General features: G+C 67.4%; 25 protein-coding genes. 10 read left to right on the top strand and 15 right to left on the bottom strand.

What is annotated here, in order from left to right; genetic code table 11:
• Positions 1–54: 54 nt before the first annotated feature.
• Positions 55–1,611: an ABC transporter substrate-binding protein gene (locus BACI349Y_RS18275; protein WP_159634113.1), complete on the bottom strand. Its 1,557-nt coding sequence runs from the start codon at positions 1,609–1,611 to the stop codon at positions 55–57.
• A 223-nt stretch (positions 1,612–1,834) separates the two neighbouring features.
• Between BACI349Y_RS18275 and BACI349Y_RS18280 the strand changes: the two genes are divergently transcribed.
• Positions 1,835–3,094: a glycoside hydrolase family 1 protein gene (locus BACI349Y_RS18280; RefSeq protein WP_159634116.1), complete on the top strand. Its 1,260-nt coding sequence runs from the start codon at positions 1,835–1,837 to the stop codon at positions 3,092–3,094.
• A gap of 54 nt (positions 3,095–3,148) precedes the next feature.
• Here BACI349Y_RS18280 and BACI349Y_RS18285 read toward each other — a convergent pair whose 3' ends face one another.
• Positions 3,149–3,979 carry a nucleoside hydrolase gene (locus BACI349Y_RS18285; RefSeq protein ID WP_159634119.1) on the bottom strand — a complete coding sequence of 277 codons (831 nt, stop codon included), beginning with the start codon at positions 3,977–3,979 and terminating at the stop codon, positions 3,149–3,151.
• Between the two features lie 215 nt (positions 3,980–4,194).
• Here BACI349Y_RS18285 and BACI349Y_RS18290 point away from each other — a divergent pair, with 215 nt between their 5' ends.
• On the top strand, positions 4,195–5,076 hold the full coding sequence (locus tag BACI349Y_RS18290) for a methyltransferase family protein (RefSeq protein WP_236561069.1): 882 nt from the start codon (positions 4,195–4,197) through the stop codon (positions 5,074–5,076).
• Here the strand turns inward: BACI349Y_RS18290 and BACI349Y_RS18295 are convergent.
• The 3 genes from BACI349Y_RS18295 to BACI349Y_RS18305 all read right to left on the bottom strand — a co-directional run bounded on the left by BACI349Y_RS18295 (position 5,073) and on the right by BACI349Y_RS18305 (position 6,655).
• A complete protein-coding gene (locus BACI349Y_RS18295) occupies positions 5,073–5,510 on the bottom strand; it encodes a universal stress protein (RefSeq protein ID WP_159634122.1) in 438 nt (145 codons plus the stop codon). The two genes, BACI349Y_RS18290 and BACI349Y_RS18295, sit on opposite strands and share 4 nt — an antisense overlap.
• Positions 5,511–5,548: 38 nt before the next feature.
• Positions 5,549–5,833 (bottom strand): hypothetical protein, encoded by a 285-nt coding sequence (locus tag BACI349Y_RS18300; protein WP_159634125.1) that lies wholly within the window; start codon positions 5,831–5,833, stop codon positions 5,549–5,551.
• Positions 5,834–5,932: 99 nt separating this feature from the next.
• Positions 5,933–6,655, bottom strand: coding sequence for an AAA family ATPase (locus tag BACI349Y_RS18305; RefSeq protein WP_159634128.1), 723 nt, complete (start codon positions 6,653–6,655; stop codon positions 5,933–5,935).
• A gap of 106 nt (positions 6,656–6,761) precedes the next feature.
• On the opposite strand from BACI349Y_RS18305, the gene BACI349Y_RS18310 reads away from it, so the two are divergent.
• Positions 6,762–7,067 (top strand): hypothetical protein, encoded by a 306-nt coding sequence (locus tag BACI349Y_RS18310; RefSeq protein WP_159634131.1) that lies wholly within the window; start codon positions 6,762–6,764, stop codon positions 7,065–7,067.
• Here BACI349Y_RS18310 and BACI349Y_RS18315 read toward each other — a convergent pair.
• A complete protein-coding gene (locus BACI349Y_RS18315; protein ID WP_159634135.1) occupies positions 7,052–7,804 on the bottom strand; it encodes a GAF and ANTAR domain-containing protein in 753 nt (250 codons plus the stop codon). The genes BACI349Y_RS18310 and BACI349Y_RS18315 overlap by 16 nt on opposite strands.
• Before the next feature lie 102 nt (positions 7,805–7,906).
• Here BACI349Y_RS18315 and BACI349Y_RS18320 point away from each other — a divergent pair, with 102 nt between their 5' ends.
• Positions 7,907–9,478 (top strand): carboxylesterase/lipase family protein, encoded by a 1,572-nt coding sequence (locus tag BACI349Y_RS18320; protein WP_159634138.1) that lies wholly within the window; start codon positions 7,907–7,909, stop codon positions 9,476–9,478.
• Here the strand turns inward: BACI349Y_RS18320 and BACI349Y_RS18325 are convergent.
• The 6 genes from BACI349Y_RS18325 to BACI349Y_RS18350 form a co-directional block, all read right to left on the bottom strand.
• Positions 9,456–9,896 (bottom strand): SRPBCC family protein, encoded by a 441-nt coding sequence (locus BACI349Y_RS18325; protein WP_159634141.1) that lies wholly within the window; start codon positions 9,894–9,896, stop codon positions 9,456–9,458. The two genes, BACI349Y_RS18320 and BACI349Y_RS18325, sit on opposite strands and share 23 nt — an antisense overlap.
• Positions 9,896–10,165, bottom strand: coding sequence for a hypothetical protein (locus BACI349Y_RS18330; RefSeq protein WP_159634144.1), 270 nt, complete (start codon positions 10,163–10,165; stop codon positions 9,896–9,898). The genes BACI349Y_RS18325 and BACI349Y_RS18330 overlap by 1 nt, the downstream gene beginning before the upstream one ends.
• 22 nt (positions 10,166–10,187) lie before the next feature.
• Positions 10,188–10,679 carry an RpiB/LacA/LacB family sugar-phosphate isomerase gene (locus BACI349Y_RS18335; protein WP_275181914.1) on the bottom strand — a complete coding sequence of 164 codons (492 nt, stop codon included), beginning with the start codon at positions 10,677–10,679 and terminating at the stop codon, positions 10,188–10,190.
• On the bottom strand, positions 10,679–12,427 hold the full coding sequence (locus BACI349Y_RS18340) for a dihydroxyacetone kinase family protein (RefSeq protein ID WP_159634147.1): 1,749 nt from the start codon (positions 12,425–12,427) through the stop codon (positions 10,679–10,681). The genes BACI349Y_RS18335 and BACI349Y_RS18340 overlap by 1 nt, the downstream gene beginning before the upstream one ends.
• A gap of 53 nt (positions 12,428–12,480) precedes the next feature.
• Entirely contained in the window at positions 12,481–13,254 is a 774-nt protein-coding gene (locus BACI349Y_RS18345) for an SDR family NAD(P)-dependent oxidoreductase (RefSeq protein ID WP_159634150.1), read from the bottom strand.
• A 101-nt stretch (positions 13,255–13,355) separates the two neighbouring features.
• A complete protein-coding gene (locus tag BACI349Y_RS18350) occupies positions 13,356–14,180 on the bottom strand; it encodes a sugar phosphate isomerase/epimerase family protein (RefSeq protein WP_159634153.1) in 825 nt (274 codons plus the stop codon).
• 186 nt (positions 14,181–14,366) lie between these two features.
• On the opposite strand from BACI349Y_RS18350, the gene BACI349Y_RS18355 reads away from it, so the two are divergent.
• The 5 genes from BACI349Y_RS18355 to BACI349Y_RS18375 all read left to right on the top strand — a co-directional run bounded on the left by BACI349Y_RS18355 (position 14,367) and on the right by BACI349Y_RS18375 (position 19,000).
• Positions 14,367–15,704 carry an MFS transporter gene (locus BACI349Y_RS18355; RefSeq protein WP_159634156.1) on the top strand — a complete coding sequence of 446 codons (1,338 nt, stop codon included), beginning with the start codon at positions 14,367–14,369 and terminating at the stop codon, positions 15,702–15,704.
• A 36-nt stretch (positions 15,705–15,740) separates the two neighbouring features.
• The gene (locus tag BACI349Y_RS18360; protein WP_159634159.1) at positions 15,741–16,664 is read left to right on the top strand and encodes a transketolase; all 924 of its coding nucleotides are present in this window, start codon (positions 15,741–15,743) and stop codon (positions 16,662–16,664) included.
• Entirely contained in the window at positions 16,661–17,680 is a 1,020-nt protein-coding gene (locus BACI349Y_RS18365; protein ID WP_159634162.1) for a transketolase family protein, read from the top strand. Before BACI349Y_RS18360 ends, BACI349Y_RS18365 begins: the two co-directional genes overlap by 4 nt.
• Before the next feature lie 119 nt (positions 17,681–17,799).
• A complete protein-coding gene (locus BACI349Y_RS18370) occupies positions 17,800–18,459 on the top strand; it encodes a GntR family transcriptional regulator (RefSeq protein WP_159635915.1) in 660 nt (219 codons plus the stop codon).
• Between the two features lie 91 nt (positions 18,460–18,550).
• Positions 18,551–19,000: a DapH/DapD/GlmU-related protein gene (locus BACI349Y_RS18375; RefSeq protein ID WP_159634165.1), complete on the top strand. Its 450-nt coding sequence runs from the start codon at positions 18,551–18,553 to the stop codon at positions 18,998–19,000.
• Between the two features lie 28 nt (positions 19,001–19,028).
• On the opposite strand, the gene BACI349Y_RS18380 is transcribed toward BACI349Y_RS18375, so the two are convergent.
• A complete protein-coding gene (locus BACI349Y_RS18380) occupies positions 19,029–20,081 on the bottom strand; it encodes a LacI family DNA-binding transcriptional regulator (protein ID WP_159634169.1) in 1,053 nt (350 codons plus the stop codon).
• A gap of 168 nt (positions 20,082–20,249) precedes the next feature.
• Between BACI349Y_RS18380 and BACI349Y_RS18385 the strand changes: the two genes are divergently transcribed.
• Positions 20,250–22,166 (top strand): adenylyl cyclase, encoded by a 1,917-nt coding sequence (locus BACI349Y_RS18385; protein ID WP_159634173.1) that lies wholly within the window; start codon positions 20,250–20,252, stop codon positions 22,164–22,166.
• A 60-nt stretch (positions 22,167–22,226) separates the two neighbouring features.
• Here the strand turns inward: BACI349Y_RS18385 and BACI349Y_RS18390 are convergent, their stop codons facing one another.
• Both BACI349Y_RS18390 and BACI349Y_RS18395 read right to left on the bottom strand, forming a co-directional pair.
• The gene (locus tag BACI349Y_RS18390; protein WP_159634176.1) at positions 22,227–23,264 is read right to left on the bottom strand and encodes a HoxN/HupN/NixA family nickel/cobalt transporter; all 1,038 of its coding nucleotides are present in this window, start codon (positions 23,262–23,264) and stop codon (positions 22,227–22,229) included.
• Positions 23,264–24,094 carry an urease accessory protein UreD gene (locus BACI349Y_RS18395; RefSeq protein ID WP_236560919.1) on the bottom strand — a complete coding sequence of 277 codons (831 nt, stop codon included), beginning with the start codon at positions 24,092–24,094 and terminating at the stop codon, positions 23,264–23,266. The genes BACI349Y_RS18390 and BACI349Y_RS18395 overlap by 1 nt, the downstream gene beginning before the upstream one ends.
• Between the last annotated feature and the right edge of the window lie 71 nt (positions 24,095–24,165).

Below are 24,165 nucleotides of genomic sequence, written 5' to 3' on the forward strand. Positions count from 1 at the left end.
TCAGGCCCCTCCCGGGCGGCCCTGGTCCTGCGGCCGCCCGGGAAGGTGCGGGTATCAGCTTGCCGGCGTGTAGGACGAGAGGAGCGGGTAGGCGTTGGTGCCGGCGAACTTCACCGGGGCTACCTTCTTGGTGTTGTAACCCTGGTTGGTCAGCGCCTCGTACAGCGGGATCATCCAGCCGGACTCCACCAGCCGCGTGTTCAGCTTGGTGGCGGCGGCCTTCACAGCAGCGTCATCCTTGGCCGCGGCCAGCTCGCCGGTGGCGGCGCTGAGCTGGTCATCGGTGGCCTTCTGGACGTTGGTGAAACCGTTGAGGACGACGCCGTACATGACGCCCACCGGGTTGTCCCAGTTCAGCGGCGCGTACCCCAGGGGCGTGGTGGCCACCGCGGCGAAGGCTTCGTCGGTGGAAGCGGCCATCTTCACATTCATGGTGATGCCGACGGCGGCGAGGTCCTTTTGGACGGCCTGGAGGTCTGTCTGGGTCTGGGCGCCGGCGATGATGGTGAATTCGAAGCCGTTGGGGTAACCGGCCTCGGCCAGCAGGCTCTTGGCCTTGTCCGGGTTGTAGGCGAATTTGGTTTCGAGGTCCTTGGTGAAGCCCGCGGAGTCCTTGGGGAGGGCATTCCAGGCGGGGATGTCACCCTTGTGCAGGGCATCCACCAGGGCCTGGCGGTTGATGGCGTACTGGATGGCCTGGCGCACCTTTTCCTGTGCGAACGCGGGCGCGGTCTTGCCGATCTTGTCGAACGAGATCATGGTGTTGACGGTGCCGCCCGCCTGGGAAACGCCCACTCCCTTGGACTTGGCGAAGTCCACCGTGGAGGACGTCAGCATCGCGACGTCGGCCTGCCCCGAGACCAGGGCGTTGGCGCGGGCCTGGGGGTCCAGGACGACGCTGAAGACAACCTTCTTGTAGGCGAACCTGGCTGCGTCAGCGCTTTTGTCGTTCTTGACCAGGATGTACTTGTTGCCCTTCACGGTGGACGGGTCAAGGGTGTAGGGACCGGAACCGTCCGGCGTGGCAGCCAGGCTGGCGGTGTCCGTGACACCGTTCTTGCCCACGATCATTCCGGTGGTGGAGGCCAGGTTTTTCTCGAACCCGGGCTGCGGCTTGGCGAAGGTCAGGGTCACCTGGGTGGGGCTGACTACGTCCACGGACGTGATTTCCTGGGCGCCGCCCTTGGCCACGGCGGAGTAGGCGGTCAGGGCGGGGTCGGACCGGCGGTCCAGGTTGGCCTTGACCAGTGCCGCGTCAAGCTTGGAGCCGTCCGTGAAGGTGATGTCGTCCTTGAGGTTGAGCGTCAGGACGGTGCTGTCCGCGTTGTAGCTGAAGTCCTTGGCCAGGCCGGGGCCCGTGGAGCCGTCCGGCTGGAGGGTCATCAGGCTGTCGTAGAGGCCCTCGAAGAACTGGCGTTGGGCTGCAGCAACGCGCAGGGGGTCGTAGCCGAAGGAGGCCGAATCGCTGTCGATGGCCAGGGTCAGGCTGCTCGCATCAGCCTTCGCGGACGCTTGGGAATTGCCGCCGCCGCAGGCGGCCAGGGAACCCATCAGCAGGGCACCGGTCAGGACGGCAGCGCTGCCGCGTGCGGTGGAGGTCATAAGTTTCATCTGGTGCGCCTTCGCATTCTTCTATGACGGTGACAAACGGAGGAAATTCGAGGGGCCGGAGCTGTCCGGCTCCCTTCAAGAATCCGTTGGGGCCTGCGGGACCAAACATGAGAATGTCATTGATTGAAAAAGTATTGTGGCGGCGGTCACGCCGCTGGACAGGATGGATGCAGGCAGTGAGGCCTGGGACGCCTCCGCGCGTCCATGATGAGAGGAATCCCCTATGACCAACCCGTTTCCGCATGACTTCCTTTGGGGCGTGGCTACCGCCGGCCACCAGGTTGAAGGCAACAACGTCAACAGCGATGTCTGGTTCCTGGAACACCTTCCGGGCACCATCTTCGCCGAGCCCTCGGGGGACGCCGTGGACCACTACAACCGGTACCGGGAGGACATCGCGCTGATCGCCGGCCTGGGCTTCACCAGCTACCGCTTTTCCCTGGAGTGGGCCCGGATCGAACCGGAAGAGGGCCACTTCTCGGTGGCCGAGCTGGAGCACTACAAGCGGGTGCTGGAGGCCTGCCACGAGCACGGGCTCACCCCGGTGGTCACGTTCCACCACTTCGCGTCGCCGCTCTGGCTGTTGCGGTCCGGCGGCTGGGAGGGCGGGCGTACGCCGGAGCTCTTCGCGCGCTACTGCGACCGTGTGATGGCGCACCTGGGCGACCTGATCGGCGTCGCCTGCACCCTGAACGAACCCAATCTTCCGTGGCTGCTGGAATCGTTCGGCATCGGCGGGGAAGCACCGGAGAACCGCGGGAGGGTTCCCATGTGGGCAGCCGCGGCGGAACGCCTTGGCGTGGACGCCAGCACGGTGGCCCCGTTCCAGTTCTGCTCCACGGAGGCCGGCTTCAACGTCAAACTTGCGGCGCACAAGGCGGCCACCGCAGCGATCAAGGCGCACCGACCGGAGCTGCAGGTGGGCTGGACCCTGGCCAACTCGGACATCCAGTCCATCCCCGGCGGCGAGGAAACCGCGGACCTGGTGCGCCGGGACGTCAACGAGCGGTTCCTGGAAGCATCCCGCGGCGACGACTTCGTGGGCATCCAGACCTACGGCCGCACCGTGTACGGCCCGGACGGCCACGCTCCCGCTCCGGAGGGAGCGGCGGTGAACCAGATGGGCGAGGAGATCTACCCCCAGGGCCTGGAAGCAACCATCCGGGAGGCCTGGCGCGTTGCCGGCATCCCGGTGATGGTCACCGAGAACGGGCTGGCCACGGAGGATGACTCGCAGCGCGTGGCCTTCCTGGAGGCGGCGGTCGACGGCGTTGCCTCCTGCCTTGCCGACGGCATCGACGTGCGGGGCTACATCGCCTGGACCGCGTTCGATAACTTCGAGTGGATTTTCGGCTATCGGCCCATGTTCGGCCTGATCGCCGTCGACCGCTCCACCCAGGAACGGACCCCGAAGGACAGTGCACGCTGGCTGGGCACCTTCGCCCGGCAGCACACTGCATCCACGGTCACGCAGCCGGCATAGTGGCAAACAATGGCCCGGACCGCCTTTGGCGGTCCGGGCCATTGTTTTAGCCTGCTACTGATGCAGGCGCAGCTTCGCGAGGAAGTCCGCCATGATCAACCGCGTATCCACCGAGGTGTAGGTCCGGCGGGAGGGCTGGGTGCCCGTTTCCGTGAAGGTGGACGTGACGTCGTCGAGCCCGGTGACCACCAGGGGTGCGCTGTCGCCCAGGCACCACAACGGCCCGAACTTCACGAAATCCGGCACCTCCAGGCTGTTGTAGAGCTCCCACAGCCATGCGCCGGCCGGCCCTGAGTTCCTGAAGGCATGATCGAGTTCTGCCACCGGGGCAACCACCTGCCGGTACGTCTCTGCCGGGAACTGCCAGACGGCCAACTGTTGGTTTTCCAGCACAGAATCCGCGGCGGCGGGATCCGTGAAGTAGTTGTATTCCTCCTCATTCGCCGCCGCCCCGCCCACCCACGCCAGGGTGAGGGAATGGGCGACGGCGGGATCCAGCAGGAGCGCATCGGCCACGTTGGTGAGCGGGCCGGCACAGACAAGGATCAGGGGCAGCTCTCCTCCGGCCGCCGCGGCGTCCACAATGGCACGGGCAGCCGCATTGTCCCGGGCTTGTCCGGTGAAGGGGGCATCGGAGCCGGCCTGCACGTCGGACACTTCCGGCCGCTTCAGGACCCGCAGCAAACCGGCCGCGAGGTCTGCGCCCCTTTGCGCCATGCCGCCGGGCGGTCCAAACATCGGGTTGGTCAGTGAACTGGTGACGCCGACGATCCTGTTGGCGGGCGACAACGCATGGTGGGCCAGGGCCACCAGCCCGTCCGGGTCCCCTGCCCAGTCGTTGTCGATTATCACGCGGCACCGGGGCTCGACCCGAATCATGTCCATGCTGGTCCTTTCACAGGTCCGGGGGCGGCCGGCCGGGAGTGATCCCGCGCCCGGACCGGCAGGCAGTCCCGGCTCAACAGGTAGTCTCAGGAACAAGTCTTGCTGCCCGATACGTCGGTGGGGCGGCAGCTTTCATTCAGTGGAACGATTCGGGGGGATCCGTGCCACGCTTGGCCCAAGGGGATTTGGCTTGGTGGGGCCGGGCGTACTTTGCCCTGCAGGCAGTGGCTGGTGGCCTCTGGTGGGTCGCTGTTTTCCTCTCGCCCGGGATCCGCCGGGCCACCCTCGGTGGACTCGACCCCGTCCTCACCGCCACCCTGGACGTTCCCCTGTTTGTTGTTGCCTCCGCTGCCGCGGCTGCCGGAGTAAGGACAGCCGCCGTCGTCAGTACCTCGTGGACCGTCCTCGTCACCGCCGCCCTGGCCGTCTATGCCACCGCCACGGCCCAGGCGGGCCTGGGTGTGCTGGCTATGGGGGCTGCCACCTCAGGTTCAGCCGCTGCGCTCTGCCTTGTCATGCTGGGGCGGATACCTACCGAGTGGATTGTGCGCGGCCCCTTCGCTTTCCGGCAGGCCCGCAGCCGGCCACGACCGGGACTCCACATGGCCGGAACGCTTGCGCAGATCGTGGTGTTCTGGGGTTTCTTCCTGGGCCTTGTTCCGCCCATCCTGGGTTTCCTTGAACAGCGCTGGGGCCTCTCCCTGCCCTTTCCCCCGTTGGCAGTTCCGGCCGGTGCCGCCTTCCTGGTCCTGGCGAGCGCCTTGGGGATTTGGTCGGCCGTGGTGATGTCCACCTTGGGGGATGGAACGCCATTGCCGTCGGCCATGCCCAACCGCCTGGTGATCGCCGGGCCCTACCGGTGGATCCGGAACCCGATGGCGGTGGCAGGCATAGTGCAGGGAGCCGCGGTGGGCCTGCTGCTGCAGTCGTGGCTCGCGGTGGCCTACGCAGTCCTGGGCTCGCTGGTGTGGAACTATGCCGTCCGGCCTTTGGAAGAAGCAGACCTCGCGGAGCGGTTCGGCGCCGGGTTCCAGCACTACCGCGAGGCGGTGCGCTGCTGGGTCCCCACGTTCCCTGGAGCCCCCCGCACGCCCTAGGCGGAACCGGGTTCGCGGATCAGCAGCACCGGGCAGTGCGCGTGGTGGATGGTCTGGTGGGACACGGAGCCGAGCAGCATCCCGGTGAATCCGCCGTGGCCGCGCGAACCGACCGCCACCAGGTCCGCGTCCCTGGAGGCGTCGATAAGTGCCGACGCCGGATTCCCTTCCACGATGCGCCCCGTGATGGGCACGCCCCGGTCCTTGACGCGTTCGAGTTCTGCCTCGAGGATGGCCTGGGCGTCCTTCTGGAAGATGTCGTAGTCCCAGGCTGTGCCGAGGGCATCGCTGACGTAGGGGAAGTTCCAGGCTGTCAGGGCCTGCACCTCGCCGCCGCCCAGCCTGGACTCCTCGATGGCCCAGTCCATTGCCGCCTTGGACTGGTCTGACCCGTCCGCGCCCACCACGATCCTGAAACTTCCGCTGCCGGCCACAGTTCCCCTCTTCCTGTTGTGAAGTTCTTCCGGCGGGGCTAGGCCTGGCCCGCTGCGGTCCCCTGTGCCGGCACGGCCACCGTCGAGTGCTCCGCTTTGGCGGCCTGGTGCGGATTCCCCGCTTCCTTTGCGCAGTGCAGGCAGCAGTAGATGCCGGCCTCGCTTTCAACGGCATGGCCCAGGATCCGGCAGCCGCAGTGCTCGCAGGCCGGCGCCATCATGTGGATGGCGCATTCGAAGCTGTCGAATGTTCCGGTCTGGTTCCCCATACTGACGGTGAACATGCGGCCCTCGCTGCTGCCGCAGACGTCACATGCGCCCATGGTCCTTGCCTCCTGTTGTGCTTGCCTGCTCCAGACACTCAAGTTGACTGCCGGGGCGGGTCCGCTGCCTAGGGGCGAAGGTCCCCCGGGGCTAGCGGTCTAGATGTGGCGGAGGTAGCGTTCCGGCGAGTCCATGAACCGCCGCCAGTTCGCGACGAGTTCCAGTTCCTCCCAGGCGCGGGGCCGTAATCCCCAGGGCCCCACTTCGAGGATCGAGGCTCCGGGAAGGGCCGCCAGCAACGGGGAATGCGTGGACATCACCACTTGGGATCCTCCGCCGGCCAGCAGTTCCTTCAGGACGGACAGCAGGCTCAGGCAGCCCGAGAAGGACAGGGCGGATTCCGGTTCGTCAAGGACCCACAGCCCAGGACCGTTGAAGCGGTCGGCTGCCAGCTGCAGGAAGGACTCTCCGTGAGACATGTCGTGGAACGGAATGTCCGGGAGGGCTGTGCTGGGGTTCTGCTCCAGGTACGTGTAGAACCCGTGCATCGTCTCAGCCCTCAGGAAGTACCCCCGCCGGGTGGCACCGGCGTTCCGGATGAGCTGCAGGTGGTCTCCCAGGACTGATTCGGTGCGGCGGGTGGCATGCCGTGCGCCTGTGGAGCCGCCCTCTGGAGACAGCCCGTAGGCGAGCGCGAGGGCTTCAACCAGGGTTGATTTCCCCGACCCGTTCTCGCCGACCAGGATGGTGGCGGGCCCCAGGTCGAGTCCCTGGTCAAGGACCTGGGACACCGGTGGCAGCACCGCCGGCCAGAGTGCCCGGTCCAGAACGTTCCCCGGATCCTCTGCCAGCCGCCGGACGGGGTAAGTGCGCAGAGGCATGGACCCATTCTTGCAGGCAAAAGAATCTTAAAAATCTTTCCCATCCACCGGGCCAGCGGTTCCGAAGACAAAGTGTAGGAGTGTAGCCAATCGCGAGGACGGGATGATGGATGCCGTGGACCAGCAGGCCCTGACCGGGGCTGTCATCAAGGAACACCGGCTGGACCTGGCCCAGTTGTGGCTGGAGTTCGTTGGGCTGGGTGGCGATGCCTCCGAACAGCTCATCCGTGACTACTGCGATGGCCAGGGGACCCTCCCGCCCAAGGAGCGGGACGCGTTGGCCCAGGCCGTCAATGAACACTGTGCCGCCGAAGGCCTGCTGCTGCGGGCTCCCCTCAGCAACTCCGATTTGTTCCTCTTCCGGCCGGAGTGGCATGACCCGGAGCGGAAAGACCCCTACTCGTCGAAGTAGCTGAAGGTGTCCGCGGCGCCGGCCACGGATGCGACCACGGCGGCGGCGACGTCGCGAAGCTTCATGTTCCTGCTGTTGGACGCGTCCCGCAGCAACTTGAAGGCGGCGGCCTGGCTGCAGCGGTTCTGCGCCATGATGGCCCCGGTGGCCAGGTCGATCACCGTGCGGGTCTGCATGGCGGCGCTCATGCCCTCCCGCGTCTCCTCCAGCTTCAGCATCCGCAGGGCAAGCTTAAGGCCCTTGGACGCCTGCCTCACGAACGCCTCGGCGGCGCGGACGCCGTCGCTGCCGGATGCAACGGGCTGTGAGCAGTAGAACGTCAGGACACCCCGGGTGTCCCCTTCCAGCGCGGCCGGGATGCTCAGGACCGAAAGGATGCCCTGCCGCCGGAGCGCCTTGACGTACTCCGGCCACCGTTGCTCCCGCCGCAGGTCTCCCACCAGGACCGTGCCTCCGCTGCCCATGGCAGTCAGTCCCGGACCGTCGCCATACTTGGACTCCAGCGGGGTTATGAGCGCTCCACCCGGCTGGCTGCTGGCGGTCGCCGCGGGCTTCTTGGGACGCAGCACCGTAATTTCACACGAACACTCATGATCCGGAGAGCCGAGCCGCGCGGCAGCATACTCCGCCAGGTCACGGAGGAATGCCTCCACCTCCTGGTTCTGCAGGAACGACTCCTGGAGATGCAGGGCAACGTCTGCGAAGTCCCTGTATTCAGGGACGCCGGCGTTCAGCACGGGTCTTACCTCCGGACAATGGTTAAACGCCACAGCATCGTGGCCGCCCACTGCCGAACGGTGATGACAGCCTACCTGTGCGGACCCCGTAACCTGTCAACCATGACGCGCCTCTCCACGCCCAGCGGACCCGTCCATGGCAGCTCCCTGGAAGCTGACGGGACCACCGTCCACCGGTTCCTTGGCATCCCCTACGCCGCGCCGCCGTCGGGCGCCCACCGCTTCCGGCCCCCGGTCCCGGTGCCGCCGTGGACCGAAGCGCTGGACTGCACGGCACCGGGATCCGCTGCGCCGCAGAACCCCGAATCCCCCGCGCCCCCGGGCGCCAGGCCGCGCACCTGGAGCGAGGAAGGCTGCCTCAACCTGAACATCTGGACACCGGGGACGGACGGTCCCGCCAGGCCGGTCATGGTTTGGGTCCATGGCGGCGCGTACCTTCTGGGCGCCAACAGTGACGGCATGTACGACGGCGCCCGGCTCGCCGCCGCGGCGGGCGTGGTGCTGGTGTCCATCAACTACCGCCTGGGCGCGCTGGGCTTCCTGCACCTGGCTGATCTTTTGGGTGCCGGCTATGAGGACTCCGGAAACCTCGCCCTGCTGGACCAGCTGGAGGCCCTCCGCTGGGTGCGCCGGAACATCGGCGCGTTCGGCGGCGACCCGGACAACGTCACCGTGTTCGGCGAGTCCGCAGGCGCGGCAGCGATCGGCACCCTGCTGGGCATGCCGGCGTCGGACGGGCTCTTCCGCCGGGCCATCATGCAGAGCGGCACGGCGGAACGGTACCGCCGGCCGGAGGACTCGGCCCGCATCAGCGCCGGGTTCCTGGGGCTGTGCGGCCTGGACGAATCGACCGCGAAGGAGCTGCTCACCCTCCCTGTGGAGCGGCTGCTGGAGGCCCAGGCCGCCCTGGAACGGCGGCTCGCAGCCGAAACCTTCGCCGTGCCGCTGCCCTTCCAGCCCACGGTGGGGACGCCGTCCCTGCCCGTGCCGCCGCTGGACAGCGTCCGGGCCGGGCTCAACAGCGGTGTGGACCTGCTGATCGGGACCAACCTCAACGAGGGCTCCTTTGCGGTCGAGATGCGCCCGCCTGCCGCCGGCGATCCGGACTACCCTGGCCGCGCCGCCGCCGTCCTGGCGGGTGCGGGGGTGCCGTCGGCGCAGGCCTCGGGCTACCCGCAGGCGCTCGCCCGGGTGCTGTTCCGCGAGCCTGCCGGCAAGGAACTGTTGGAGGCCGCCATCGCCGATACCGTCTACCGCCAACCCAGCAACCGGCTCCTGGCAGCGCGCCAACTGGCTGCAGAGGACGGTTCAACAGCACAAGGCGGCGCCGGGAAGACCTTTGCCTACCTGTTCACGTGGCGCAGCCCGGCGATGGGCGGAAAACTTGGTGCCTGCCACGCACTGGACATCCCCTTCGTCTTCCGGCACCTGGACGCACCGGAGGCTGCGTTCCTCACCAGGGGCAAGGCACCGGAAGCCCTCGGCTACGCCATGAGCGGGGCCTGGGCGGCCTTCGCCGGCACCGGAAACCCGGCAACTGCGGGGCTGGAGTGGCCCGAGTATGGGGAGGCTCGCAGCACCCTGGTGCTGGGCGACGAAATCCGGCTGGAGGACGATCCGCGCCGGGAGCTCCGGGAGTTCTTCGAAGCCGTCAGGCCGCTGCCAGCGCGTTAAGCGTGTCCCGGATCCCGTTCAGTGCGGGATCGCGCAGGGAATTGAAGGCAGGCTTCAGGAGCGGCTGGATGATCTTGGCCGGCCCGTGGATGCTGAACTCGGCCGTGTACTTCACCACCGAGCCTGTCCCGTTGGGGATGACATCGATGGAATCGAACGAGGTGACGGTCTTGTTCTCGCCGCGCAGCTTGATGTGGTTGTCCGTCAGTTCGATGACCTCGTAGACCAGGGTCTGGCGTTTCCCGCGGAACTCGGACTCGGCGTGGTACTTGTGCCCCACAGCTACGGGTCCCGGCGTGATTTTGTCCATGACAGGGGTGTTGGGGTCCCACTTGGTGGTGTTTTCGAACTCACGCATGAAGGCAAAGGCCTTCTCCGCGGACAGGTTGGTTTCCACACTTCCGGTGACTGTGATCATCACCCCAGTCTAGGAGCACCGCGCAACGGGGCGGCAGCCATCTTGTAGCAGAGTTTTCCGCCCAGCTCCCGGGGCCGGATCCATGCCTCGTACCCTTCGGCGGCGGTGAACAGTTCCCTGCCGCCACCGGCGTCGGCTGCGAGCCACAGCGCGGCCGGGCGCGGCATGGCGTCATCCACCACACCGGCCCGCACCACCTCGGAGTCCCTCCGGATCTCCACCGGAACCCCGATCAGGCGCCCCCAGTCGTGGCAGGGGTAGGGCTTCATGACGTTCCCCCGATGTGTCCGGCTAGCAGCCCTCGAAGTCGGTGAGGACCTTGACCTTGCCCGCCGAGGCCGACGACGGATCGAACGTGTACCCGATCCATTCCTTTGCGAGGCGGCGGGCGAGTTCGACGCCCACCACGCGCTGGCCCATGGTGAGGACCTGGCAGTCGTTGGACAGGATGGAACGCTCAACCGAGAACGAGTCGTGCGCCGCGGTGGCGCGGATGCCTTCCACCTTGTTCGCGGCGATGGCCACCCCGATGCCCGTGCCGCAGAAGAGGATGGCCCGGTCGGCCCGGCCGTCGCGGATCATCTCGCCGGCCGCGATGCCCACGTAGGGGTAGGGCCTGGTGAAGTCGTCCGCGGCGTCGGTCCTGTTGACGCCGATGTCGATCACCTCGCTGACACGGGGGTCGTTGCGGAGATCCGCCAGGACCTTGTCCTTGTAATCAACGCCGGCTTCGTCCGCGCCGACAATGAGCCGCAGCCCCATGGTGTGTCCTTCCGTCGTCATTACTTGGCTCCCGCCGGCGCAGCGCCAGCTGTAGTGGTGGTGAAATGAGGCCCCATCACGGCGAAGACCATGGCAAGGGACGTGGCGCCGGGGTCGGCGGTGCCCAGGCTTTTCTCGGCCAGCGGGCGGGCGCGGCCCTTGAGCGGCAGCAAATCGGCGGTTGCCGCCGCCGCGGCTGCCGCTTCGCGGGCGGCGTCCTGCCAGGCCAGGCCTGGCTCGGCACCGTCAGCCACCGCGCGGCTGAATGTTGAAGCGAACGGCAGCAGGGCGTCCACCATGGTCTTGTCGCCGATTTCGGCCTTGCCCAGCTGGACGATGCGGTCCGCGAATGCGGTCACGCCGGCCGCGAGGACGGGAGCCCCGGGTGGGGAGGAGTTTCCCACCGTCTCACCGAAGGCGCGCAGGCCCGCTCCCCAGAGCACACCGGAGGTTCCGCCGGCCTTGTCCGCCCAGGCGTCGCCAGCGGCAGCCAGCACGTCGCCGGCACCTGCACCGGCGGTGAGGGCGGCGGATGCTGCGGCAGCGGCGGCGTCCACCCCGCGGACCATGCCGCGGCCGTGGTCGCCGTCGCCGGCGATGGCGTCCATCCGGCCCAGCCGTTCCTCGGCCCCGTGCAGCAGGGTGCGCGCGGCACCAATGGCCTCGACGCAGGCCGCGGCATACCCACGGGAGGCGTCAGTGGCGACGAACGCCTCCGCGGAGGCGCCGGCGTCGGCCGCTTCTTCCCCGGCGGAAGCTCCCGCCGGGGTGACCACGGCACCCCGGCGGTAGGCCGGAGTCTCGGCAGGGGCAACCCACAGCGGTTCCAGCTCCCCATCCAGCCAGGTGATGGTCAGCGAGACGCCGGCCATGTCCAGGCTGGTGACCAGCTCGCCGACCTCAGGCATCACCAGCGTGTAGCCGGCGTCGCGCAGCAGCGGCGCAATGGTTCCCCAGAGGACGAACAGCTCCTCGTGCTTGGTGGAGCCGAGCCCGTTGAGGATGACGGCGATCCTGCTGCCGGCATCCGGAGGGGTTTCGGAGAGTACCCGGGCCACCAGTTCCCGGCCCAGTTCCTTCGCCGACGGCAGGTCGGTATCATGCAGTCCCGGCTCACCGTGAATGCCAAGGCCCAGGCCCATCTGCCCCTCCGGAAGGGTGAACAGCGGGGCGTCGGCGCCGGGGAACGTGCAGCCGGCGAACGCGCTGCCGATGGTGCGGGTCAGGTCATTGGCCTTGCGGCCCAGGCGGACCACCTCGGCCAGGTCCGCGCCGTTCTCGGCGGCGGCCCCCATCACCTTGAAGACGGTGAAGTCACCGGCGATCCCCCGGCGCTTTCCGGATTCCGACGGCGGGGCGCTGGCGATGTCGTCCGTCACCAGGACGTTCTCCACGGCGATGCCCTCGGCGGCCAGGCGCTCGCTGGCCATGCCGAAGTTCATCACGTCGCCGGCGTAGTTGCCGTAGGTGAAGACGACGCCGGCGCCGGACTCTGCGGCCTTGGCCACCGAGTAGGCCTGCTGGGCGGACGGCGAGGTGAAGATGTTGCCCACCACGGCGCCGTCGGCGAAGCCGGTACCGATCACGCCGGCGAACGCCGGGTAGTGCCCGGATCCACCGCCGGCCAGGACGGCAACCTTGGGCTGCGCGGGCCGGTAGCGGCGGACGGCGCCGCCGGGGACCTGGCGGACCAGGTCCGAGTGGACGTCGCAGAAGCCTGCCAGGGCCTCCTCGGCGAACTCTGAGGGGTCGTTGAAGATTTTGGTCATGGTGGGTTCTCCGGCGTCCGGGGGCTGTCAGTGCTGGGGGCTGTCAGGGGCTGCTAGTGGATGTGGCTGCCGCCGTTGATGTCGACGGTGGTGCCGGTGAGGTAGGCCGAGTCCTCGGAGGAGAGGAAGGCGATCACGGCGGCCACTTCCTCGGTGGTGGCGTTGCGGCCCAGCGGGATGCCGGCGTTGATGGCCGCTTCCTGCTCCTCGGTGCTGCCCACGCGGATGTTGGTGTCCACGGCGCCGGGGGTGATGGCGTTGACGGTGACGCCGGTGGTGCCGAGTTCGCGGGCCAGGGCCTTGGTGAAGCCCAGGATGGCTGCCTTGGCGGCGGAGTAGGGGACCTTGCCGAAGACGCCGCCGCCGCGCTGGGCTGACACGGAGGACATGTTGACGATCCGGCCCCAGCCGTTGTTGATCATGTCCGGCAGGAAGGCCTTGGTCACCAGGTAGGTGCCGGTGGCGTTGACGTCCATGACCTTGTGCCACAGCTCAAGGGTGGTCTCCAGGAACGGGATGGGCGAGGTGATGCCGGCGATGTTGGCCAAGGCGCCGACGGGCGGGAGGTTGCCGGCGGCCACTTCGGCGGCGACGGCGGCCTGGGCGGCAATCACGGATGCTTCGTTGGCGACGTCGATCTCGTGGCCGAAGGCGGGGACGTTGAATTCGTTGCCGATTTCGGCGGCGACCTTGGCGGATTTCTCGCCGTCGAGGTCCAGGATGACGATGCCCCAGCCGTCACGGGCGTAGCGGCGGGCGGTGGTGATGCCGATGCCGCGGTCCGAGGTTGCTCCGGTGAGGACGGCGGTGCGCTGGATGGTGGTCATGGTGGTGCTCCTTGAATTGTTTTGATGGATCGATTGCTCCGTAAGTGTCGTTTTGGACGTTCAAAACGACACTTACTCAGCAGTCGATGGAGGGAGTGGGTTCAGATGAGGTCGGTGATGAAGCTTGCTGCCTTGGCGGCGGCGGCCGGGCGTTCGTCATTGGTGACGTCCCGGGTTTCCAGTTCGAGCGAGAAGTGGCCGGTGTAGCCGTCGGCGGCGAGCCGCTTCAGGCCGCCGGCGAAGTCGGCGTCCCCGTTGCCGATGCTGAGGTTGATGTTCCCCGGCACGGCGTCGCGCAGGTGGACGTGGCTGATGCGGCCCTGGTGCCGGTCCAGGTAAGCCTGGATGTCCTCGCCGGAGGCCACAATGTGGCTGAAGTCCATGACGATTCCGACGCCGGAACCGGCTAGGCGGTCGGCCAGGAGTCCCGCGCGCTCCAGGTTCCAGCAGAACCGCAGGAAGTGCAGGGATTCGGTCCAGAGTTCGACGCCGAACTCCGCCGCCCGCCGCCCGGCACCTATGAGCTGGGCGGCAACGAGGTCCAGGTCCTCGTCAACGCTCCGGACCGGGGCGTTGACGAGGGCGCCGCACGGCAGGACCAGTGCCTTCGCACCGATGTTGGACGTCAGGGTCAGCAGGGCGTCAAGGTGGCGCTCCCGCCCGGCCCGGCCCTCGTCGTCGAGCACTTTGTTCAGGTCCCCGATGTCGCCGTTCACGGAACGGACGCGCAGGCCCGAAGCGTTGACCTCGGCGGAGACAGTGTCCACCGCGGCCGCGTTCAGCTCGTAGGGCACGTGGTCGCAAACGCCGGGCAGCGCGCCCAGGTCGATTTCCTCGAAGCCCAGCCCCTTCATGGTGCGCAGGGCGGTGCCCAGGTCCTGGTGCCGGAAGCTGATGGACGAGCACCCAAGTCTGGAATGGAACATCATTGATCCTTTGGTTCGTGCCGGGCTGTAGTGATGGGGACCACAATACGGACGTTAACTGTCAACAGTCAACTCTAAAAGTCGACTGTTGACAGTAAGAATGATCTGGGTCACACTGGATCCCATCAATTGTTAACAGTCGACAGCGGCCGACCTCCTTCAGCCGCTTTTCGAAAGGGAACCACCATGAGCAAAGATGCTCTGACCATGCGCGGCCCGGTCCACGGCACCAAGGACGCCCGGCGAGTTGCCATCGGATCCGGCGTGGGGGCCGTGATTGAGACGTATGACTTCATCGGCTTCGGCACCGCTGCCGCACTGTACTTCGGCACTGCATTCTTCCCCGGAAGCGATCCCGTGACCGGCACCCTGGCCTCCTTCGCCACCCTCGGCGTCGGATTCGCAGCCCGCCCCCTTGGCGGCATCATCGGCGGCCACCTCGGCGACAAGGTGGGCCGCAAGCCGGTCCTGGTCGCCTCCCTCATCCTGATGGGCCTGGCCACCTTCGCCATCGGCCTGCTCCCCACATACGCGGCAGTCGGACTGCTGGCCCCGGCACTGCTGGTCTTCGTCCGCATCGTCCAGGGCCTGGCCTTCGGCGCTGAGTGGGGCGGCGCGATCCTGATGAGCTACGAGCACGCACCCTGGAAGGCCAAAGGCAAGTACACCGGCATTGTCCAGGCCGGCTTCCCCGTGGGCCTGCTGCTGGCCAACCTGACCTTCCTGTTCAGCGTCCAACTGGGTGGCGAGCTCGCCTGGCGCATCCCGTTCCTTGCCAGCATCCTGCTGGTCATCGTGGGCCTGGTCATCCGTTCCAAGGTCCCCGAGTCCCCGGTGTTCGATGAGGTCAAGGACAGCGGCGCCATCGTGAAGGCCCCCATCGTGGAGGTCATCAAGACGGACTGGCGCAACATCGTCAAGGGCATCGGCCTCCGCATCGCCGAGACCGCCGGCTACGCCGTCTCCATCACCTACATGATTTCCTACATCAACAGCCAGCACCTGGCGGACAAGAGCCAGACCCTGATCGCCCTCTGCATCGCTTCGGCCATCGGCATCTTTGCCACCCAGGCCTGGGCAGCAATGACGGACCGCATCGGCCGCCGCCCGCTCTACATCTGGTCCACCGCTTTCGCCGCACTGTTCGCCATCCCGATGTTCCTGCTGGTCAACACCGGCCTGTTCATCGCCATCATCCTGACCATCGTGATTTCCTACGCGGTATGCCAGAACTCCCTGGCCGGCGCCCAGGGCGCCTGGTTCCCGGAGCTTTTCCAGGCCAAGACCCGCGCCTCCGGCGCCAGCCTGGCCTACCAGATCTCGGCCATGGTGTCCGGCTTCACCCCGTTCATCACCACGCTGCTGTTCGTCAGCTTCGGCTGGATGGGCCCCGCACTGCTCTTCGGCGCGTACGCCCTGATCGGCCTCTGGGCCGCCGTCGCCACCCGGGAAACCTGGGGCAAGCGGGAACGCGAGCTGGCTGACGAGGCCACCAAAAGCACCCCGAACACCGTCAACGCCTGAATGACCACCACGCACCAAACGACCACGGAGCCAGTAATGCCTACAGATACCGTCCAGGACGCCCCGCAGGGAGAAACACTGCAGGGACAAACACTGCAGACTGCGGTGACTCCGGAACGGCTGGATAAGATCAGCGCCGCCGCCTACCGGATCCGGCACCACGCCCTGAACATGGGCGAGGTCCAGGGCCAGGGGTACGTGGGCCAGGCCCTGGGTGCCGCGGACATGCTCGCCACCGTCTACGGTGACCAGCTCCGGTACCGCGCCGAGGACCCGCACTGGGAAGCCCGCGACCGGTTCCTGCTCTCCACCGGCCACTACGCCATCGGCCACTATGCCGCTCTCGCCGAAGCCGGGATCGTTCCGGTGGAGGAACTGGAAACCTACGGCTCGGACGATTCCCGCCTGCCGATGTCCGGGATGTCCACCTATACGCCCGGGATGGAAATCTCGGGGGGCTCCTTGGGCCACGGCCTGACCATCGCCGTCGGCATGGCCCTGGGCCTGCGCTACCAGGGCTCGTCCGCCCGGGTGTTCAACTTCCTCTCCGACGGGGAACTGGACGAGGGCTCCACCTGGGAGGCCGCGATGGGCGCGCACCACCACCAGCTGGGCAACCTCACCGCCATGGTGGACATCAACGCCCTGCAGGCCGACGGCAAGACGGACACGGTGCTGCGCACCGAACCGGTCACCGAAAAGTGGGAATCCTTCGGCTGGTACACCCAGCGGGTGGACGGGAACGACGTCGGGGCGCTGCTGGCGGCGTTCGACAACGCAGCTGCCCAGGCCGCCACCGTCGGACGTCCTTCTGTGATCCTGTGCGACACGAAGGTGGGCCGGGGTGTTCCGCTGCTGGAGAACCGCGAAAAGGCGCACTTCATGCGCATCGAAGAGAACGAATGGCAGATCTGCCGCGAGCAGCTCACTGCCGGCTACGAAGGAAAGGCTTCCGCATGAGCACCACCACCGAGGCCCCCGACACCGCAGCAGCGGCCAAGCCGAAGCTGAAGACCTCGGCGATGATCGCATCGTTCGCCGACCCGGGCCAGAAGACCTCCAACGCACCGTTCGGGCACGCCCTGGTCAAGGCCGCACAGGAGAACGACAAGATCGTGGGCCTGACCGCGGACCTAGGCAAGTACACGGACATGCACATCTTCGCCCAGGCCTTCCCGGAGCGGTTCTTCCAGATGGGCATGGCCGAGCAGCTGCTCTTCGGCGCAGCCGCCGGGCTCGCCGAGACGGGGCTGGTGCCCTTCGCGTCCACCTACTCGGTGTTCGCCGCGCGCCGCGCCTACGACTTCCTCTGCCTGGACGCGGCCGAACCGAACCTGAACGTCAACATCGTGGGCGGCCTGCCCGGCCTGACCACCGGGTACGGCCCCAGCCACCAGGCCACGGAGGACATGGCGATCTTCCGCGGCATGCCCAACCTGACCATCGTTGACCCCTGCGACTCGATCGACATCGAACAGGCCGTGCCGCAGCTCGCCGTCTCGGAGGGCCCCACCTACCTGCGCCTGCTGCGCGGCAACGTGCCCACCGTCCTGGATGAGTACGACTACACGTTCGAGCTCGGCAAGGCCAAGGTGCTGCGCGGCGGCAACGACGTGGTGTTCATTTCCTCCGGCCTGATGACCATGCGCGCCCTGCAGGCAGCCAAGGCCCTGGCGGCACACAACGTGGACGTCGCCGTCGTGCATACCCCCACGATCAAGCCGTTCGACGCCGAAACCGTCCTCAAGGAAATCAACACGGACCGCCTCGCCGTCACCCTGGAGAACCACTCCGTGGTGGGTGGGCTGTTCGAAACCGTGGCCTCCGCCGTCGTCACCGCCGGTGTGGGCAAGCGCGTGGTGCCCGTGGCGCTGCCGGACCAGTTCCTGGACGCCGGCGCCCTGCCCACCCTGCACGACCGGTACGGCCTTGCCGTGGACCGCATCGTGGCCAAAGTCCTCGCCGAGCTCGGCTAGGGCACGAAACCAATGCAGAAAGCACGGCACCGGTCCCCTCCGGTGCCGTGCTTTCTGCCGTAATATCGAAACCACTACCGACTGTAAACAGTCGACTTATGACATTGAGGACAGAAGCCATGGCCGGACTGACCGCCCCGCTGCTGGGACTGGAAAAGAAAAGCCTGCGCGAGCAGGCGCTCTCGGCACTGAGGACCGCCATCACCAGCGGCGAGCTGGAACCGGGCCGGCACCTGGTGGAAACCGAACTGTCCGAGATGCTGCAGATCAGCCGCGGCACGCTCCGCGAAGCCCTCCGCCAGCTGGAACAGGAGGGCCTGCTGTCCGCCGGACCCCGTGGCCGCCTCTCCGTCCGCCACCTGGACGAAAAGGAAATCCGGGACATCTACGCCGTCCGCGCCGCCCTGGAATCCCTCGCCGCCCGGACACTCTGCGAGCTCCCGGACCGGCAGCACGTCACCGAATCCCTCCACAAAGCCATCGACGCCATGACGGAGGCCACGAACGGAAGCCTGGAGGAGCGGATCGAATCCGACCTCGAATTCCACCGAACCCTCTGCCGGCTCACGGGCAATGAAACCCTGCTCCACTCCTGGGAGTCATTGGAAGGGTCCATCCGGATGTCCATCATGTTCGCGGGCCTGGAAAAGGGCGTCAGCAACATGAGCGTTGACCGCCACAAGGACATCGTGGGCGCCATCGACACCGGGGATGCCACCCTGGCCCGGAAGACCATCCTGGAACACATGGATACCGCCGCCGCCAACCTGGTGGCGTAGCCCCTCCGCGGCCCAGTCCAGGGAATCCTCGCGGCCTCCCGGCCGTTAACCTACTGCGCGGTAAATAACCGCGGTGGTAACGAGGGATGGTATGACCGCAAAGTTTGTGTCAGTCGAGGACGACGCCGGAAAGGTCACCCGGTACAGCCGCCATGACAACGGCGGCGGCCTCATCGCTCCGGGAGCCAGCGTGGCGGAGAGCGCCCGGATCGGCCCCATGACCTACGTTGAGCACGGCGCGCAGGTGGGTTCAGGCTGCCGGATTGGACACGGCAGCTGGATCGACCGCGGCGCGACCATCGGTGACCGGACGGTCATCGGCGACGGCGTGCGCATCGGCCGGGGCACCGTGATCGGCAACCGCGTCCACATTGGCAGCCACTCGCGCATCGGCTCCAGCGCCCTGATCGAGCACGGCGTACACCTGGATTCGGACAGCACCGTTCCGGACGGCAGCGAGGTCCTGGGGGGCGCCCATTCACGCCTGGCACCGGCCAGGCACCGGACGCACCGCAAGGCGAAGGGCGGGCTGGCCGCCTAAGTCCCGGGCGGAAGACCGGCGCCGCCGGCTACAAAACAGTGCTTCCGCGTACCACGAGCTCCGCCGGATAAATGACGGGTTCCCAGGCCTCTCCGGGGTTGCCGATGGCGCTTACCAGCAGCTTTCCGGCCGCAGCCGCGATGTCCGCCACGGGATGGGCCACGGTGGTGAGCCCCAGGCCGTTTGCCGCCTGGATGGGGTGGTTGTCGAAGCCCACCACCGCCACGTCGTCCGGCACCCGCCGCCCGCTTCCGCGAAGAGTGTCCACCACGCCGAGCGCCATGAGGTCTGATGCGGCGAATATCCCGTCCACGCCGGGCGTCCCGGCCAGCAGGCTCTTGGCAGCGGCGGCACCTCCCGCCGTCGTGAAGTCCCCGTGCATCACCGGTCCGGGCTCAAGGCCGGCTTCCCTGAGCCCCTGTAGCCATCCTTCCAGGCGGTCGACGGCGGCCGTCATGTCAGTGGGGCCGGCGACAGTGGCGAGTCGGGTGCGGCCGGTTCCCGCCAGGTGCCGTGCCGCCAGCCGCCCGCCCTCGACGTTGTCCAGGTCCACGTAGGGAATTCCGGATTCCGTGTCCCACGGCCTTCCGATGAAGACGGTGGGCAACCCGGTAACGCCCAGGGTCTCCACCCAGTCGTCAGCACGGTGGTGGGATACCACGATCGCACCGTCAACGTGGCCCCCGCGCAGGTAGCGGATGGTCCGCGCCGAGTCGTCGCCGGTTCGGGACATCAGCAGTACCAGCTGCAGGTCCGTCTCACGCAGTGCTTCATTGACTCCCGTAATGACTGCGGCGAAGTACGGGTCCATCATGACCCGGGCGTCGGGTTCGGGGATGACCAGCGCCACCGAACCCGTGCGCCGGGTGACCAAGCTTCGCGCGGCACGGTTTGGGGTGTAGCCGAGTGCCACGATCGCGGCATCAACCGCAGCCTGGGCCTGCGCACTCACCTTGGAGCCGCCGTTGATGGCGCGGGATGCCGTGGAGCGGGACACCCCAGCGGCCGATGCCAGGTCCTCCAGCGTGGGGCTGGGCCGCGCGGGGCCGGCCGGAGCGGCCCGGCTGGTCTTTTCGTTCATTACACCGACAATACGACACCGCCGCTCCATGGGAGCGCTCCCGCGAAACCCTTGCCCCGGCAAAAACCCGATGCTACGCTTCCCCGACGGGAGCGCTCCCACCACTCGACCCCGGCTGCCTGTCGCAGCCGTTATGGTCGTCCAGCCCCACCACTGACAGGACCAGCAATGCCGCTATCCTCACGCCCTGATGCACCCAGACCCCTTCCGCCGCAGCGCCGGCACCACCATGGCATCGTTGCCGCAAGCACCGCCCTCCTCATCGGGCTTTTCGCCGGCGGCGCGACCGTTCCGGCACAGGCCGCACCCTCAGCCGCGCAGCCCGCAGTCCAGGCTCCGGCGTCGCCACCGCCGGCGCCGCAAAACCCGTTCGGGTCCAACACCTACGTCTTCGATCCCAGCATGCCCGTGGCGCAGATCCAGGCCACGGTGGACGCCATTGCGGCGCAGCAGGTGGATGACGAAATGGGGACCAAGCGCTACTCCCTGCTGTTCAAGCCCGGTACCTACGGCACCCCCGAGGAGCCCCTGATTGTCCAGGTGGGCTATTCCACGGAAGTCGCCGGACTGGGCGCTGCACCCACCGACGTCACCATCAATGGACACGTCGACGTCTACAACCGCTGCCTCACCGCGGACAACTGCATCGCCCTCAACAACTTCTGGCGCTCCCTGTCCAACCTCACCATCAATGTCACCGGCCTCGAAGGCTGCCGCAGCTCGGCAAACTTCTGGGCCGCCTCCCAGGCTTCGCCGATGCGCCGGGTCAACATCACCGGCGGCAACCTTTCCCTGATGGACTACTGCACCGCCGGCCCGCAGTACGCCAGCGGCGGCTTCATCGCTGATTCCAAGGCGGGCGCCGTCATCAACGGCTCCCAGCAGCAGTACCTGGTGCGCAACAGCAGCATTGGAAGCTGGTCCAACGGAGTCTGGAACCAGGTGTTCTCGGGCGTCAACGGGGCACCGGCAGATTCCTTCCCGGACCCGCCGTACACCACCCTGGACACGACTCCCATCAGCCGCGAGAAGCCCTACCTGACGGTGGACCCCGCCGGGCAGTACAGCGTGTTCGTGCCCTCCGTGCGCCAGGACTCAGCGGGGACCACCTGGGAAAACGGACCTACGGAAGGCCGCAGCATCCCGCTGGCCGACTTCTACGTCGCATCGCCCGGCGATTCAGTGCAGACCATCAACACGCAACTGGCCCGCGGAAAGAACCTGCTCCTTACCCCCGGGGTCTACGACATTGACCGCAGCATCGAGGTCAAGCGGGCAGGCACGGTGGTGCTTGGACTCGGAATGGCAACACTTTCCGCCGTCAACGGATCGGTTCCCCTGACAGTCGCGGATGTCCCCGGCGTGGACATTGCTGCCGTTACCGTGGATGCCGGTGAGGTCAGCTCACCCGCCCTGATGCGCATCGGCAAGGCAATCCCGGGCGCAGGGGGCGGACCGGCCAACTCTGCCGTCCGCAGCGATCCAGCCAATCCCACCACCCTCCACGATGTGTTCTTCCGCATCGGCGGGCCCCACGTGGGCAAGGCCTCGGTCAGCCTGGAAGTCAACAGCGACAACGTCCTCCTGGACCACATCTGGGCCTGGCGCGCAGACCACGGGAACGGTGTCGGTTGGACCACCAACCCCGGCAGGAACGGCGTGATCGTCAACGGCAACAACGTCACCGCCACCGGCTTGTTCGTGGAGCACTACCAGGAGTACAACGTCATCTGGAACGGCGAAAACGGCAAAACGGTCTTCTTCCAGAATGAACTGCCCTACGACGCCCCCAACCAGGCAGCGTGGCAGCATGACGGGGTCCTGGGCTGGGCCGGGTACAAGGTGGCCGACTCCGTCAAAACCCACGAACTGTGGGGCGGCGGCAGCTACGTGTACAACAACGTGGACCCCACCATCCACGCCAGCCGTGGCTTCGAGGTCCCGGTGACACCGAACGTGAAGCTGCACAGCCTGCTGACCGTGAATCTTGGCGCCGGGACACTGGACCACGTGGTCAATGACACCGGAGCGCCGGTGTCCACGGACGCCGTCGGAGTTCCCAGCTACGTGGCCGATTTCGGCTAGGAGCCGCCTACCACAACGGGGGGGGCGCGGCACCGGCAGTGGATTGCCGGCTCCGCGCCCCTATCCGTTGCGGGCCTGCCTCCACGCCAGCGCGGCCCCGCCCCAGACGGCCAGCAGCAGCGCCACCAGCAACAGGCCGGCGTCGCCCAGGTCGATCGATGAAAGCCACGCCGTCACCGGATCATGCAAGCCGAATGCGGCGTGAAAGAAGCCGGCCAAAGTGATCACGGCAATGAACAGGGCCGAGACCGCCGAGATGCCCGTCACCGCAGCATTGAAGCCAAGCTTCCGCCGCGGGTCAGCCAGTGCCGAGCGGTACATCCGCATCATCGCCATCCCGTTCACCGAATCACACAGCGTCATCGCGGCCGCGAAGGCGAGCGGCAGGGCGAGCAGGGCAAACGGGGGCACCCCGGCCAGGGACGCCGCCGTCGTCATCATCAGCAGCCCGATGGTGGTGGCGGTATCGAAACCCAGCCCAAAGAGGAAGCCAATCACGTAGATGTTCCGCGGCCGGCGCACCCTGGCGAGGGGTTTGGCCAGCAGCCGCGCCACCAGGCCCTGCGGTTCCAGGTCGCCGGGATCAATGGCTGCTCCGGCCCGGGAACGCCGGAAGGCAGCGGCCGAGCGGGTGAAGGCCGAGCCGTTGAACAGCCCCATGGCCAGCAGGAACAGCCCGGATACACCGCTGCCGATCAGCCCCAGCACCAGGTTCCCGGCCGTACCGTCCTCCATCAGGCCGCCAACCATGGACGCACCGGCGATTACCAGCACCCCCGCCAGGGTCACCACCGAGCTGTGGCCCAGGCTGAACGCGAAGCCCACGCTCACCGGATGCTGCCGCTGTGCCACGAACTTCCGGGTGGAGTTGTCGATGGCGGCCAGGTGGTCCCAGTCGTAGCTGTGCTTCACCCCGGCCAGGTAGGCGGTGAGGACAAGTCCCCAGGAGAGCGCCCCGCCGCCCCCGGTCCGGGTTCCGGCAAGCAAAAGGACGACGGCGGCAGCGTGCAGCGCGGCCACGGCACCAAAGGTGAAGAGCGCCCGGGTCCGGAGCGGCAGCGAGTCCCGGTCCCGGTAGAGTGCGGCGATGCCGGCCATCAGTGCTTCCTCAGGTCCAGCGGTCCCTGGCCGTACCAGCGTCCGCGCAGCAGGTCCGTGCAGGATCGAAGCAGGCGGTTCAGTTCGTCGGTGCTGTTGGAGAGGCTCCGCAGCACCAGCCCGGTGGTCCCCGACACAGTGCGGGTCAGCGAGATGCCGGTCAGGGCCCGGTGGTCGGTGGTCAGCAGGTGCAGTTCGTCGGCAAGCGCCTGGTCCGCCCGGGGATCCACCACCACCAGCGATCCGAGGTGGCTGTAGCCTTCCATGAATCCCAGCCCGGTGACGTCGTGGAGCGGCGGCCGGATCAGCAGGTTGTCCAGCGCCAGCAGTTCGGTCCCCGCCCCGGTTTCCACACAGATGTGGTTCCTCAGGCGCACTTCCTCATACCGGAAGGCGGCGCCGTCGGGCGACCATCCGGGCGTCACAACCTCGGCCATGACCAGCGACGACGAGGGCCGCAGGGTCACGGACGTCCGCTGCCGGTAGCTGGCTTCCCGGTAGGCGATGAGCTGGTCCGGCATGAGTTCCAGCCGCGCCTCCTCCCCGAGCCGCAAAACCATCCGCTGCTCGGCAAAAGAGCCCGGAGTCCGGTAAATCTTGGTGGCGGACTGGGTGGTCAGCAGCAGGTCAGCCCCGTCCTGGACTTCAATATCGAGCAGGAACAGGTCCGCCCCAAGATAAGCCCCGCCAGGATTCACGACCACATAACAAACCTGCCCGGAGTCATCGAGGTAATGCGGCCGCATAACCCTCAAGGCACCCCGATGGTACTGATGCTCGGCAAAGGATCGCCGACCACGAACGGCGACCCGAAGCTCAAGCTCGCCCATCGGGGGCCGATCAGCGGACGCGGGTGGAAGCCCCGGTGACGGACGCGCGGAACTTGCTGCCGCCGTCGTGC

Origin of the sequence: Arthrobacter sp. 8AJ, from assembly GCF_902506025.1 — a bacterium.
In the GTDB taxonomy this organism is placed as follows: Bacteria; Actinomycetota; Actinomycetes; order Actinomycetales; family Micrococcaceae; genus Arthrobacter.